Origin of the sequence: Corallococcus terminator, from assembly GCF_003611635.1 — a bacterium.
Classification (GTDB): Bacteria; Myxococcota; Myxococcia; order Myxococcales; family Myxococcaceae; genus Corallococcus; species Corallococcus terminator.
Genome location: NZ_RAVZ01000049.1, coordinates 24,090 through 38,557, shown reverse-complemented (window position 1 = coordinate 38,557; position 14,468 = coordinate 24,090). Strand labels below are relative to the sequence as shown.

8 protein-coding genes are annotated in these 14,468 nt (G+C 70.6%); 1 reads left to right on the top strand and 7 read right to left on the bottom strand.

What is annotated here, in order from left to right; translation table 11 throughout:
- The 5 genes from D7V88_RS10200 to D7V88_RS10180 all read right to left on the bottom strand — a co-directional run.
- The coding region (locus tag D7V88_RS10200; RefSeq protein WP_208726204.1) for a flagellar motor protein at positions 1-3,414 on the bottom strand (3,414 nt) is incomplete at its 3' end.
- Complete coding sequence (locus D7V88_RS10195) at positions 3,411-5,315, bottom strand: hypothetical protein (RefSeq protein ID WP_120540426.1); 1,905 nt, start codon at positions 5,313-5,315, stop codon at positions 3,411-3,413. The genes D7V88_RS10200 and D7V88_RS10195, both read right to left, overlap by 4 nt.
- Before the next feature lie 180 nt (positions 5,316-5,495).
- Positions 5,496-6,488 carry a FecR domain-containing protein gene (locus tag D7V88_RS10190; RefSeq protein WP_120540425.1) on the bottom strand — a complete coding sequence of 331 codons (993 nt, stop codon included), beginning with the start codon at positions 6,486-6,488 and terminating at the stop codon, positions 5,496-5,498.
- A gap of 32 nt (positions 6,489-6,520) precedes the next feature.
- The gene (locus D7V88_RS45120) at positions 6,521-8,356 is read right to left on the bottom strand and encodes a sensor histidine kinase (RefSeq protein WP_120540424.1); all 1,836 of its coding nucleotides are present in this window, start codon (positions 8,354-8,356) and stop codon (positions 6,521-6,523) included.
- Entirely contained in the window at positions 8,353-11,694 is a 3,342-nt protein-coding gene (locus D7V88_RS10180; protein ID WP_120540423.1) for a response regulator, read from the bottom strand. Before D7V88_RS10180 ends, D7V88_RS45120 begins: the two co-directional genes overlap by 4 nt.
- A gap of 195 nt (positions 11,695-11,889) precedes the next feature.
- Here D7V88_RS10180 and lexA point away from each other — a divergent pair, with 195 nt between their 5' ends.
- Positions 11,890-12,558, top strand: a complete 669-nt coding sequence (lexA, locus tag D7V88_RS10175) for a transcriptional repressor LexA (RefSeq protein ID WP_120540422.1) — start codon at positions 11,890-11,892, stop codon at positions 12,556-12,558.
- Between the two features lie 46 nt (positions 12,559-12,604).
- Here lexA and D7V88_RS10170 read toward each other — a convergent pair whose 3' ends face one another.
- Both D7V88_RS10170 and D7V88_RS45115 read right to left on the bottom strand, forming a co-directional pair.
- Positions 12,605-13,171, bottom strand: a complete 567-nt coding sequence (locus tag D7V88_RS10170; RefSeq protein WP_120540421.1) for an imm11 family protein — start codon at positions 13,169-13,171, stop codon at positions 12,605-12,607.
- A 154-nt stretch (positions 13,172-13,325) separates the two neighbouring features.
- Positions 13,326-14,468: a tetratricopeptide repeat protein gene (locus D7V88_RS45115; protein WP_120540420.1), complete on the bottom strand. Its 1,143-nt coding sequence runs from the start codon at positions 14,466-14,468 to the stop codon at positions 13,326-13,328.

Genomic DNA, 14,468 nt, shown 5'->3' with positions numbered 1-14,468 from the left:
CGTCCACACCCACCGCGCTGAATCCCCCAGGCTGGAGCGACCGGCATGCAGTCCCGCCGCCACCGACAGCCGGTCGCCCACCCGCACCGCCGGCATCAGCGACAGCGTCTGGAGCGTCCGGTCACCGAAGACCGAACGGACGCCAGGAGACAGCTCCCGCGTGAGGCCATAGCGGGCCACCACCAGCCAGGGGCCCGGCCGCCAGGCGACCGCCGCGAAGCCCTCCGCGAACCGCGCCTCCAGCCCGTCCTGGCCCGCGGTGTGCGCGAAGTCCAACCGTCCAGAGGCCGTCACGTCGCGCGCGAGCAGGGCCTCGGCGGCCAGCGCCAGCACCACCTGGGTGCGATCCACCGGCGCCGGAACAGACTGACCGGGAAGGAGGACACCGCGCGCGGGAGTCCCCTCCTCGTGACGGACCTCCGCGCGGACGTCCGCGCGGACGCGCTCTTGCAGCCACTGCGCGGAGACGCTGGCCACGTCGCGCCGCAGGTCGCCGTCGATGTCCAGCGGGTGGCGCACGCCGCGCTCGTAGCGGGCCCCCACGCTGAACCCGTTCAGCACCGCTTGCTGGAAGCCCACCGCGCGCGCGAGCCGCATGGCCGTGGCGTCGTGCGCGCTCACGTCCTCCACGAACACCGTGGTGCCGTCGCCCACCTCCGTGCGAGCCCCCGTCACCGCGCGCGCCGCGCCGAAGTCCGGTCCGTCCACGTCCACGGAGTAGCCGCCGTAGTAGATCTCCGGGCCGCGCCGCATCCGAGCATCCAGCCACGCCTGCGGGCCGAGCTGGGGACCCCAGCCGCCCTTGACGCCCACGGCGGCGTCCTTTCCCAACTCAAGGTCCACGCCCGCGGAGGTGAAGGTGTCATCCCTCCGGCCCGGGCCCGCGCCGCGCTCGAACAGCCGCTGCCGGTGGCCGGCGGACACCACCACGCCCGGGGCCACGGCGTAGTGTCCCGCCACGCCCGCGGAGGTGCGGCCTCCTTCGAGGACCTCGCCGCTGCCGGCCAGCTCGCTGGCGCGCAGCCAACCGTCACGCACCTCCACGCGCACGCCCCAGTCGCCCTCGTCCTGATAGCCGACGGAGGCGCCCAGCGTTCGCGCGGCGAAGGGGACATCCTGGAAGGGCAGGCGCGGATCCGCCGAGCGTCGCTCATCGCCCAGGAGCGTGATGCCCAGGGGCCCCACCGGCTGCGTGGCGCGCAGCGAGAGCTGCCGGAAGCGCGCGGCCTCCTGGTGGGCACCGTCGGAGAACCCCTTCGAACGCTCGCGCCACGCGGCGTCCACGGTGCCGCCAGCCTCGAAGGGCGAAGGCCCACTCAGGCGCAGGCCCACGGCGCCACCGTGATCATCCTGGGTGCCAACAGGACGCAGGAAGCTCAGACCGCCGTCGTCCGATACGCCGAAGACGCCCGGCTCCACCGCGACGCCACGGCTGGTCGCGGCCTCGGCGATCAGCGAGTAGGCGCCCAGTCGCGTCTTTCCGCGTCCGGACAGCAGTTGGAACGGCGCGCCCTGACGACGTTCGCGCACGGCGGACAAGCCCACGGAAGAGTCGCGCCAGCTCGCCCAGGCCTCGCCTCCCACCGTGTCGCGCGGATCGCCCGAGCGCAGCACGGCGTAGTCCACGACCAGCACGGGCTCGGGTGCCTGGGTGAGCGCGTCCGTGCGAAGCAGCGAGGAGCCCGTGAGCATCGACAGCGGGCGCGCGAGCAGGATGCGGCCCGCGAGGTAGTCGATGTCGTAGTCGCGACCGCGGATCAGGTGCTGCTCGCCCAGGGGCAGCCCGGTGACGCCGTCGCGAACCTCCACGCGCACCAGCTCCGAACCCTCCGCCACGGTGTTGCCGCCCAGGTAGTAGAGGCTGCCGCCCGTGGCCCGCAGCTCCTCGTGCGCGGGGATCGCGGCCAGGCCTCGCGTCGGATCCACGAGCCCTCCCGCGAACGCGTCCACGCCCACGCGCAGCTCACCCAGTTGCTTCTCCACTTCGGCATAGGGGCCGAAGAGGGGGCGGTGATAGCGGCCCACCTCCCGGTCCTGCTGGAGCGCGCGGTAGGTGCCGAAGCCGGCGCGGCCATACTGCTCGTGCCGGGCCTCCAGGCGCAGGCGCCCGCCTGAGGGGTTGGGAGTGAGGGACAGAGAAGCATCCCCCCACTCCGCCGGAGCGATGTCGGGATCGCGCCAGCGGTCGAAGCGCTCGGGCTGACGGGGACGCAGCCAGTCCACGAGGGGTGCATCGCTCAACTGGCGCAGGTCCGTGTCCCGCAGGTCCAGTTCTCCCACCACCTGCACCGGCCCCACCTGAGCCTCGCCATGGACGGCGCCACGCCCCCGGAGACGGAAGCCGCCGCCCGCGGGCGCGATGCTGGCCTCCAGGTCGAGCAGACCCACGGCGAAGGGCTGGGCGCGCGCTTCGAGCACCAGCGTCACGGCGCTCGGAGGCCGCCCTGGAGGTCGCAGGGAGAGGGGAAGCGTGTTGCGTCCCGTCACGAGCCGCACGGGCAGGCTCGCGCGACCGTCGGAGCCCACCGTGAGCGCGATCCCGGTCGAGGTCACCTCGGTGCCGGGAAGCGCCTCCACCCACACGCGCGTGTCTCCGGTGGGCAGCGGCGCGGCGTCGGACGAAAGGCCCTTCACGGTGCCCAAACGCGTCGCCTCGCGGGGAATGACGAGCCACCCGCGCTCTCCACGTCGAACCACGTCGAAGAGGCGCTGGAAGATGCCCACCTCCCCTCGTGGAGTCGCGGTGGTGACGGAGACAGCGTTGAGCCCCGGCTGGAGCGGCAACATCACCTGCCATGCGCCAGAAGCGTCCACGGCCACATCCACGTCGGCCACTCGAACCTTCTCACCAGCAGCGGCCTGGCCCGTGAGCAGGAAGCGGACGCCCTCGGGGACGACGCGTGCCTCGGGAGGCCGCGCGACGGTGGTTGCCACAGGTGCGGGAGGCGGTGCGGGGGGCAGGCGGATGGCGAAGTCCTGGAGGACGGCGGCACCCCAGGAGACCTCCACGGTCGCGGCCTTCGGGGACACCTGACTGGCCGATGGCAGCCCTCGTGCATCCACCTTCAGCAGGTGACGTCCGGGGCGCAGGTGGAGTCCCTCCGTCGTATCCGGAAGGCGTGAGTCCACGCCGTTGAGGTGGTAGCGCCCTGCGGCATCGGTGCGCACCTCACGGCCGGTGGCCAGCACCAGGCGCACGTTCGCGAGTCCCGGCTCGTCGGGACCGCAGAGGCCATCACCATCCACGTCCTGACAGACGCGGCCCGCGATCGTCGAAGCCTGGGTGGGCAGATCCAGGGCCAGCGACTGGGCGAAAGCTTGCGGCGACAGCAGGAGCACGGCGAAGGCGAGACTCCTCACGACGAAGTGCGCGAGCACGGACGCCCGGGCCGATGCCGGACAGGGGCGACTCAAGGCCGCACCTCTTCGATGGCCGTCACGCCCGTGCGCACGTCCGCCACGGACACGCTCACGGGTCCCTTCGCGCCCCGCACCGTGAAGCGCGTGAGCCCATCGCGCACCGTCTCGTCACCCCGCTCGCCTTCGGACAGGGCGACGTGCACCGGCCGGTCCACCAGCACGACACCCCGCGAGTCCTCCACCCAGCACATCACGCGCGTGCCCTCCACGCGCACCCGCACGTTGACCGGCAACGCCGGCCCGACGTCCGCGCCCAACGTCACACGGCCAGGAACCAGCGGCGCCTGCTCCGGGAACACCGGGCCGTCGACACCCAGCACGTACACCGTGACATCGAGCCCCGGCCACACGCCGTGCGTCACGCGCACCGCGCCGGTCCGAAGCGACCCCAGCATCACCGTGCCATCCGTCCCCGTCGTCATCTCCACGCCCGCCACCCGCAGCGGCTGTCGGGGCACCGGCAACCCCGCGAGATCCACCACACCCGCGACCAGCTCCCGGCCCTGCCGCCACACCGCGAGCCGCGCGGGCTCCGTCCCCGGGGGCCCGAACGCATGCACGGACAGCTCCGTGTGGCCTTCCGCGCCGTCCTCGGGCACACGCCACGGGACGGTGAACGTCCCGGGCGGCGACTCCACCGCCGTGCCCACCGTGCCCACCGGCGTGGACAGCTCCACCTTCGCCTCCGCGCGCGGCTGCCCCGCCGCGTCGCGGGCCACCACCACCACCCGGCCCTCCGTGCCCCGGTGCACCAGCGGCTCGGACAGGGACACCGTCACGTCCCGCACGGGCCCCTGCACCAACTGCATCGGCAGCGACTCGCGCGACCCCGGACCGCGCTGCGGCCAGGCCGCTTCGATGCGCTCATCCGACGCGAGCACGCGCGGCGCGGTGTAGCGCCATTCGAGCATGCCGTTCGCGTCGCGCTGGGGACCTTCCAACCGCCCGTGCTTCGCCTTCGCGGTGACGCGCGCATCCGCCACCGGCAGCCCCTTCGGATCACTGGTGGCACACAGCAGCCGGGCCTGCGACATGCCATCCGCAGGCAGCCGCTGCGGGTTGAGCACGCACGCCAGCCCATCCGTCGGCGGCAACTGGAGGTCGATGGCGATGCGCTCCACGTTGCCCGCGTCGTCCTCCACCTCGCCCCGGGCCAGGGGATGGCCGGGGGGAACGATCAGCGGCAGCACGAAGCGTCCGTCCGGGCCCACCCGCACGGGCCCGAAGCGCTTGCCCGCGAGCTCCAGGGACAGCATCGCCCCGGCCTCGCTCACCCCGGGCAGATCCACCGACGTCGCCAGCGGCACCAGAAGCCGCCCGTAGGCGCCGTGCACCGACTGCGGATGCGGCCACGCGGACAGCGCCACCAGGATGGCCGCCTCGGGCAAGCGCGTCTGCGGCAACACATAGCGGGCCACGTACGTCCCGGGGCCCGTGTGCTTCAGCCCTTCCACCAGGCCGGTGCTCGCACGCAGCACCGGCGGGGCCCCGCTGTCATCCGGGGTGCCGTCTGGCAACAGGCGCCGTACGGTGAGCGTCGCATCCGTGTCGCGCCCCTTCACCGGCTGGGCGGGCTCCAACGAAAGCTCCATGCGGCTGGCGGGCGGTCCCACGGCGTAGCGCGCCTGGGCCTCGTCCCCGTCGCCCTTCACGCGCACCACCACCTCGCGCACCTGGGGCTTCGGAACCACGACGAAGGTGCGCAGCGGGGGCGCCTCCGGACCGGGCCGCACCTGCGCGCCCTCCACCGTCACCGTCGGCGGCGCGAACGTCACGGGCGCGCCCTTGGCGTCCCGGCGCACCACCGCCACCGTGAAGCCTTCCGGCGGCACGGCCGCAGCCGGTCCGAGCAGCTCCAGGGAAGCCGCCCAGACCGGGGCACACACCAACAACAGGGCGGGGATCAGACGTTCCAGGGCAACCCGACTCTACAAGGCCCACCGTCGGGACTGCACCTCTTTGCTGCTGCATCCCGCCGGAAGTGGCGGTCCCTCAGGCCCCGGAGCGCCGTACGTGGGTGGCGTGACCCTCCAGGTCAGGCGGGCACCGCAGGACCTCACGGCCCGGGTGATGGATCAGAGCGGAGCGCCCCCAGAGGTCTTCTCCCAAAGCGCCTTCGGGTTGACTTCTATCACCGGCTTCACGGGCGGCGGCTTCACGGGCGGCACCTTCACGGTCACCTTGGCCTGGTCCTTCCCGACGCCTCCCCCGACCCCCCTTGCGCGCACCTGCACGTCGTTGCTGCCTTCCGCGAGCGCCACCTTGCGCTCGAAGCGCCCTGTCTCGTCCGCAGTCACCATGGCGCCGTTGACCTCAACCTGGTTGCCGGGATCCGTATGTCCGATGACGATGAGCTCGCGCTGGGGCAGCACTTCCGCAGGCCAGTTCACCTTCAGCAGGATGCTCGTCGGGACGGGGGCGGGCTCGGAAGGAGCCTGTCCGGGGCGGACGATGGATTGCTGACCCGGGCGGACGATGACGACCTTGCCCTCGCCACGCAGCTCCACCTCTCCCTCACGCGTGCCCACGCTCACCGTGCCCGCGCCGTTGTTGCTCATGGTGAAGGTACCGCTGCTGGTGCTTGCCTTCGCGTTGCCGTTCTTCGCGGTCAGCTCGAAGCTGTGGCGCTTGCCCCCCCGCACCGTGGCGGTGGCCGAACCGTTGTCGAGCAGCAGCCGCGACAGCGAGGTGGTCAGCTCCTCCACGGACACCGCGGTGCCGGCGTCCATGCGGACCTCGAAGGTCTCGCCATTCACCAGCACGGCGTAGGAGCCGTCGCCCGTGCGCACCGCGTCCGTGGGACGCAGCGCCATGCCCTTCTCGGCGGGAACCCACTCCCCCTTTTCGCCATGCCGCACCTCCACGGTGCCCTCGAAGGTGCTCAGCTCCAGGTCCACGCGCTTCACCTGGACGGGCTGCACGGTCCCCGCGTCCATGGGCGTGGGGGGCTGAGGAGGCGCGGGGGGCTCTCGAAGGAAGACGAACCAGCCCACCGGCAGCGCGGCGAGGATGAGGACGACGGCGGCGAGGAACGGCGCCTGTCGCGAACGGGAGGAGGAAGCAGCCATGCGTTGGGCCCTGCCTAGCACAGCGGCCCCGCTCACGCCCGGGGCAGCACGATGGTGAAGCGGGCCCCCTGCCCTGCCTCCGAGCGGACCTCCAGGGTCCCTCCTGCCTCGGTGATGATGCGCCACGCGACGCTCAGGCCCAGCCCCACGTTGGACCACACGTCCTTGGTGGTGAAGAAGGGCTCGAAGATGCGCGGTCGGATGTTCTCCGCGATGCCCCTGCCGGTGTCCTCCACCTCCAGGATGCACATGCCGTCGCGCTCCGCGGTGCGCAGGGACAGCCGCTTCACCGGCGTCTTGATCATCGCGGTGCGCGCATTGGACAAGAGCGCCAGGACGACCTGGGACAGGTGCCCGGGGTCCGCCTTCACTCGGGGCATCGCCGGACTCAGCTCCGTCACCAAGTCGATGCCCTCGCCGCGCGCCTGGTGCTCCGTGAGGCTCAGCGCGTCGCGCACCACGGAGTTCAGGTCCACGGGCCGCAGGTCCGGGCGTTCGCGCTGCTGGGAGAAGCGCAGCAGGTTCTGGGTGATGTCCTTGCAGCGCTTGGCGCTCTGCTCAATCTTGCGCAGCGTCTCGAAGTCCGTGTCGTCGCTCGCCCGGTCCAGCAGCAGGAGCTGCACGTTGCCGAGGATGCCGGCCAGCGGGTTGTTGATTTCGTGCGCCACGCCCGCGCCCAGTTGTCCCACCGCCGCCAGCTTCTGCGCCTCCACCAACTGGGCCTGCGCGGCCCGCAGGTCCGCGGTGGCTTCATCCACGCGGGCGCGCAGGTCGTCATTCCAGCGCAGCATCCGTCCGCGCGCCGCCTCCAGCTCCTCGCCCATGCGGTTGAAGGTGGACGCCAGCTCGCTCAATTCGTCCTGCCCCTCCACGTGCACGCGACGCTCCAGCTCACCGCGTCCATAGGCCTCCGCGCCCCGCATCACCTCCGCGAGTCGGCGGTTGACGCGGCGGGTGAAGAGACCACCCAGGACGAGCAGCACGCCCAGCGCGCAAGCGACGGACACCAACACGGTGCGCCGCAACTGCCGCACGGGCGCGAGGGCCAGGGCTTCATCCACCATCACGACGACTTCCAGGCCCAGCACGCCCGGCACCCGGGCCACGCTCATCCGGCGCGCGGGGTTCTTCACCTGGAAGCTGCGCACGCCGTCCTGGCCCCGGGTGGGCGACAGCATCCCCACCAGCTCCGGCTCCAGCGGCTTCAGGTGGCGCTCGGGCTGGGAGCTGGCCAGCACGCGTCCCTCGCCGTCCACCACCTCCAGCCGGGTCAGCCCCTCGCCCGCGCGCCGTTCCAACAGCGCCTCCAGGTCGAGCAGGACGACCTCCGCGACGGCGTACGGCGCATCCACACCGTCCGCCAGCTTCACCGCCACGCCCATCGCGGTCTGGCCACTGGCCGCGTGCCGGTAGGCGCTGCCCAGCGCCGCCTGCCCCTTGCCTCCCTTGCGCAGCGACTGCACCGGCACCGCGTGCACCAGCGGCTCCAGCCCCGCCTCGACGAATTCGGGATGACCCGCCCCCTGCTGGTACACCGGCGGCCCCAGGGGCTGTCCCCGAGCATCCAGCTCCAGCACCGCGCTCACCGTCGGCGACTGGCCGTACAGCAGCGCCAGTCCTCCGCGCAGTTCCTCGGGCGTGGCGCGCTCCCAATCGATGAGTTCGGCGGAGCGGGCCAGGCTGTTGACGACCTCCATGAGGCTTGTCCCCACGGCCTCGGCGGTGGCGGACGCGAGCGCGCGCTGCTGCTCGTCGATGTGCGAGGCGACCTCCGCCTCCGCACGCGACAGCAGCAGGAAGCCCACGGCGGCCAGGGGCAGCACCGTGGCGGCGAGCATGAAGAGGATGAGCTGCTGGTAGAGCCTCATCCCGTGATGGACCGGACCACGCGCTCCACGTCGCTGCGCAGGAAGACGGAGCCCGGGATGGCCTTGGCCTTCTTCTTCATGTCCGCGGCCCGGCGCGCCAGCTCCGCATGGTCATGCGCGACGCCGTCGGTCATCACCGCCACCACGGACACGCTCATGATGGGGAAGTGGCGCTTCTCCCCGAAGCGATCCTCCGCCTCGATGTGGCCGCGCTCCCGGTCCTGCCGATCGTAGTAGAGCGGGATGATCCGGTCGAAGGCCTCGATGGCCCGCTGGCACACCCGGTCCACCGACTCCGTGGAGGTGATGAAGACGAAGTCGTCTCCCGCCACGTGGCCCAGGAAGTCCCCGACGGCGCCTTCCTGCTGGAAGATCTCCCGCATCAGGTCGCCCGTCTGGCGCACCACGCCGTCCGCCTTCGCGAAGCCGTAGTAGTCGTTGTAGGCCTTGAGGTTGTCCAAATCCAGGTAGCAGAACGCGAACGGCTGGCGCGCGGACAACCGCCGCTGCACTTCGCGCTCGATGGCGGTGGAGCCCGGCAGTTGCGTGGTGGGCGACGAGGACAGCTCCTGCTCCTTGCGCCGCAGCAGGCTTTCCACGCGCGCGCCCAGCTCCAGCGCGTCGAAGGGTTTGGTGATGTAGTCGTCCCCGCCCAGCTTCAGCGCGCGCACCTTGGAGGACGTCTCCGTGCGCGCGGAGATGAAGATGACGGAGATGTGGCCACTGGCGCGCTCGGCCTTGATCTCCTCCAGGAACGCGAACCCGTCGCCATCCGGCAGGGACACTTCCAGCAGCACCGCGTCCGGCCGGCGCTCGCGCAGGGAACGGCGTCCCTCCTCGATGCTGTGCGCGACGCCCACCTCGAAGCCCATGCCCTCCAGGACCTCGCGGCAGATGGAGGCGATCTTCGCGTCGTCGTCCACCACCAGAACGCGGCCATGCTGGGCGCCAGCGCGGCCCCGCGACAGCGAGTCCACCGTGGCCAGCAGCTTGTCCCCGGCCAACGGGCGCACGAGGAACGCGTCGGCACCAGCACGGAAGGCGCGCTGGCGCTCATCGAACGCGGAGGTGAGCAGCAGCGGCGCGCGGCGCGTCTCCGGATCATTCCGGAGGATCTCCGCTAGCCGAAGGCCGTCCACGGCCGGGTCCGGCAGGCGCACCGACACGAGCAGCACGTCCGGATGCATGTTGCGGGCGGCGCTCAGGCCCTCTTCCGCGGACGACGCCAGCCGCACGCGGTAGCCCCGGGCGCCCAGCAGCGCCTTCATGATGTGGCCCACCTCGGGCTCGCCCTCGATGATGAGCAACTTGCCGCGGGCCTCCGGGCGGACTGGCTGCGGGAAGGGCTGCATCTCCACGCCCTCCTGCGACAGCACCTCCTGCGGAGGTTCGGTGGGGAGCACGGCGATGAAGCGCACGCCGTCGTGGGACGGCTCGCACCAGATGCGGCCGCCGTGCGCCTCCACGATGTTGCGGCAGATGGCCAGCCCCAGGCCGGTGCCGCGCACGGTGCGGTTGGCCTGCGTGCGCGCCTGCTCGAAGCGATCGAAGATGCGCTCCAGGCTGTCCTCGGCGATGGGGTCGCCGCTGTTCCAACAGGAGAGCACCACGTAGCCGGGCAGGCTGGAGGTGGCGCGCAATTCCACGCGCACCTCTCCGCCTTCGGGCGTGAACTTCACCGCGTTGTTGAGCAGGTTGTTGAGCACCTGATTCACGCGGTTGGGATCCAGCATGGCGCGCAGCGGGTGCTGCGGCAGCAGCGGCACCACGCGCACGCGGCGCTCCGCGAAGGCAGGGCCGTACTTCTCCACCACGCGCTGGACCAGCTCCTCCAGGTAGATGCGCTCGAAGCTCATCCGCAGCCGGCCCTGCGCGAACTTCGACAGGTCCAACAGGTCGTCGACGATGCCGTTGAGCTTCTCGGCGGAGTCCTTGGCGAGCGACAGGTAGCGGTGCTGCCGCTCGTTGATGTCCCCCGCCATCCGGTTGAGCACCAGATCCAACGCCCCGGTGATGGAGGTGAGCGGCGTGCGCAGCTCGTGGCTCACCATGGAGACGAACGCGTCCTTGCGCTCCTCCAGCCGCTTCTGGTCGGTGATGTCGCGCAGCACCACGCACACGCCTCGCAATGTGCCGCGAGCGTCGTTGACGGGCGTCACGGTGGTCTGCACCGTGCGATCGAAGAGCTTCACGTCCTCGCGAAGGATCTGGTGGCCGCTGTACTCCAGGTTGCGCACCAGTTGGAACGGCTGGAAGCCCAGGCGGTCCTCCAGCAGGCGGCTGGAGTTGCCCTGCCCTTCCTCGCCCGCGCGCAGGAGCCGGCGCGCGGCGGGGTTCATCACCACGATGTCGTTCTTCTCGTCGGTGAGCACCACGCCGTCCGCCATGGACGCGACCATGCGCTCCATGCGGTGACGGGCTTCCTCCTCCGCCGAGCGCAGCGACTGGATGGCATCCGCCGTCTGGTTGGCGAGCACGTCCAGCAAGAGGCCGTCGTCCTCGGTGAACGCGTCCGCGCGGTGGGAGAACAGCGACAGCATGCCCACGGGCTTGCCCGCGGCGGTGAGGTTCACCGTGAGCTGGTTGGGGTAGACGACGGGCGAGGCCGCGTCCTGGGTGGTGGTGCCGGTGACGCGGGTGATGACCCGGTCCTCGGGCAGCGCCAGGCCGCTGCTCTTGCGGTACGCGCCGAGCATGGACTCCTTGACGCCCAGCAGGGCCTGCTCGCCCACGTTGCCCACGCAGCGCAGGCGCAGCGTGGCGCCGCGCGAACCCTCTGGCGCGATGAGGGCGGCGCCGCAGTCGTAGGGCAGCACGCGGGCCACGGCGGTGAGCACGCGATCGATGATGGCGTCGTAGCTGGCGGGGTCGTTGGCGCTGGCGCGGCTGACCTCGTAGAGGACGAAGAGGGCTTCCACCCGCTGGTGGAGCTGGCGGATGAGCCGCTCCTTGTCCTTCTTGAGCTGCGAGTACTCCACCGCGTTCTTCACGGTGATGAGCAGGTCATTCACGTCCCAGGGCTTGGTGACGTAGCGGTACACCTGCCCCTGGTTGATGGCCGCGATGATGTCCTGCGGGTCGGTGTAGGCGGTGAGCAGCAGCGTGGTGACATCCAGGCCTTCCGCGCGGGCGGCGGTGACGAGCTCGATGCCCGTCATCTCCGGCATGCGCTGGTCGGTGACCAGGACGTCCACGGACTCGGTGCGCAGGATTTCCAGGGCTGCGCGGCCGGTAGGCGCCGTGAGGACGCGGTAACGCCGTTGGAACATCCGGCTGAGGATGTCGAGGACGTCAGCCTCATCGTCGACGAAGAGCAGCGTGTGGCGGAGGTCGGACACGGCAGCGCCAAGTGTACGCTGAGATCAACGCGCCTCCTCAAGTTGCGAGAAAGACGGGCCTCCGACAGCACACACGGTATGGGTGGGGGCACTGAACAGATTGACTCTACACGTATGTTCAGGGAGCATGGGGTACTGAAATTCTGTTGCCCGGTCGGCTCAAGCAGGCGGGCAAGCAAGCGAAGGAGTGCGGCCATGGAAGAACTCACGGAGCGCCAGCGCGAAATCCTGACCTTCATCGTGAAGGAGACGGAGAACCGAGGCTTCCCCCCCACCATCCGGGAGATTGGGGAGCACATGGACATCCGCTCGACCAACGGGGTGAACGACCACCTGAAGGCCCTGGAGCGCAAGGGCTACCTGACCCGGGGCGAGCAGCAGAGCCGCTCGCTGGTGCCCACCAAGCGGGCACGGCTGCTGCTGGGCCTGGGGATGAAGAGCCGGGACTCGGGGATGATCGAGATCCCTCTGCTGGGCAAGGTGGCGGCGGGTCTGCCGGCGCTCGCGCAGGAAAACATGGAGGACTCGGTCAAGATCGACAGCTTCCTCCTGGGTGGAGTGAACGGGCGTGAGGTGTTCGCGCTCCGGGTGAAGGGCCAGTCGATGATCGACGACGGCATCCACGACGGGGACTACCTGTTCGTGAAGAAGACGCCGTCGGCGCAGCCCGGGGAGATCGTCGTGGCGCTCATCGAGGACGAGGCCACGGTGAAGCGCTACTACCCGGAGGTGGACCGGATCCGCTTCCAGCCGGCGAACGCGACGATGCAGCCCATCTACGTGAACAAGACGGACTTCCGCTCCACGATGATCCTGGGCCAGGTCGTGGGCGTGTACCGCAAGCTCCAGGGCGGCCGGACCTAAGCTGTTGCCGTGAAGCCGCCCGGGCCTGATCAGGCCCGGGTGGGCGTCAGACTTCGGTGAAGCGCATGCCCGTGGCCTGGATGCACTCAAGGGCGTGCTTCAGGTCCTCGGAAACGATGAGGGCAAGATCCCAGCCCGCTGTCCGGAACATCTTCGCGGCTCCGACCCTCGCCGGGTCGATGCGGAGATGATCCACCGAGTAGTACTGCCCCACCTTCTCCGGCAAGCCATCCTCCTCACGCCAGAACTGGACCTTCGACGCCTGCTCATCAATGCAGAGGATGAGCTTCGTCGCGACGAGGATGACGTATTGCTCGGGCATGCCCGCGATGTTTACGGGAATGACCTGGACATCATCCGGTGCGAGTTCCGCGAACACAGACGCGACCCGCACGTGAACAATCGGGGTCAGACCCACGCCCGCTGTCGAGAAATCCAGCGCCATCCCAGGCTCATCAATGGGAACCGTCAGCCTGTCAGGGGGCGCCAGCGGCCGGCCAGCACGGAACTGCCAGGGGTCCTCGACCTCCCGTCCGTGCGCATCCTGGGGATCCCCCAGGTACCAGCGTCCAGCCTGGACGTCCTCGGACAGCCTGAAGTAGCGAAGAGGCATCGTGAGCCTTGGCTTTCAGCCGCCTCGGGTGAGGAGCAGGTTCAGTCCCTGTGTCCAGGCTCACGACCCGGACCGAAGCGCAGCCCACCAGGAGCAACGGCAGCAACAGGCACGGCCACCCACGCGTCATGAAGCCCCCGAAGCCCCTACACGCCTACGGGCACTTCGCCACGCCACCGTCCGTCGCAGCCAACGCCACCCGGGCACACGCGGCCTGCACCGTCGCGGTGTCCTTCAACTCGCGCGCCAGCCGCGCCGTGGCGAGTTGCAGCTCCACGTCCTTCGCATGGTCCGGCTCCGAGCCCAGGCTCGTCAGGATGCGCAGTGCATCGGGCTTGCGCCCCAGCGTCGTCAGCAGGCCCGCGACCTCCTGCATCTCCCGCACGTCCGAACCCGACACCGTGTCCAACGCCTTCTGCAGCTCCCCTTCCGCCGCCGCCTTGTCCTCCGCCGTCAGGTGCGCCCTCGCGAGCGCCACGTGGACGATGGCCCGGTCCTTCACCTTCAGGGACTCGCGGTAGGCCGCCAGCGCTTCGTCGCGCTTGCCGAGCTTGAGCTGGATCTCCCCCACCAGCTCCCATAGCGTCGGATCCTTGGGCGACTTCTTCGCGGCCTCCTGGTACGCCGTGGCCGCTTCCGGCAACTGGCCCGCGCGCACCTCCGCGTCGCCCAGCGCCGTCAGCAACTCCGGTGAGCTCAGGCCCTGCGCCGTCGCCTTGCGCAGCAACACCCGCACATCCTCCTGCCGACCCTGCGTCGTCAGGATCTCCACCGCGCGCAGCGTCAGGTCGGCCTTCGACGCGTCCGGCGCGGCCTCCGCGGCCTGCGTGAGCCGGGCCACCGCCTCGTCGTGCTCGCCCCGCTCCTCCGCCAGTTCGCCCAACTGCTCCAGCGCGTTGAAGTCGCGCGGATGCAGCTCCAGCGCCTTCTGGAGCGACTTGCGCGCCTCGTCCGCCTTGCCCAACTGCGCCTGGATGAAGCCCAGCCGGCTCCAGTTGGTGGAGCGCTTCGGATCCAACCGCAGCGCGGCCTCGAACTCCTTCGCCGCTTCCTCCAGCCGGCTCATGGACAACAACACCTCGCCGCGCGCGGCGGGCAGGCGCGGATCCGCGGGCATCAGGCCCTTCATCTCGTCGAAGGACTTGAGCGCGGCGTCGAAGTTGCCCTGGAGGTACTCGGAGTTGCCCCGGATGTAGAGCCCCTCCGCCTGGTCCTTCGGATCGAGCTTCGGCGTTTCGGTGCAGGCACCGGAGGCCAGCAGGGCAAGGAGCGGCAGGGCACGCAGGCGCGACGACAT

Excerpts from the sequence above, each read along its gene's own strand:
- D7V88_RS10190 (WP_120540425.1), bottom strand. The coding sequence starts at position 6,488 with ATGGCTGCTTCCTCCTCCCGTTCGCGACAGGCGCCGTTCCTCGCCGCC.
- D7V88_RS45120 (WP_120540424.1), bottom strand. The coding sequence starts at position 8,356 with ATGAGGCTCTACCAGCAGCTCATCCTCTTCATGCTCGCCGCCACGGTG.
- lexA (WP_120540422.1), top strand. The coding sequence starts at position 11,890 with ATGGAAGAACTCACGGAGCGCCAGCGCGAAATCCTGACCTTCATCGTG.
- D7V88_RS10170 (WP_120540421.1), bottom strand. The coding sequence starts at position 13,171 with ATGCCTCTTCGCTACTTCAGGCTGTCCGAGGACGTCCAGGCTGGACGC.
- D7V88_RS45115 (WP_120540420.1), bottom strand. The coding sequence starts at position 14,468 with ATGTCGTCGCGCCTGCGTGCCCTGCCGCTCCTTGCCCTGCTGGCCTCC.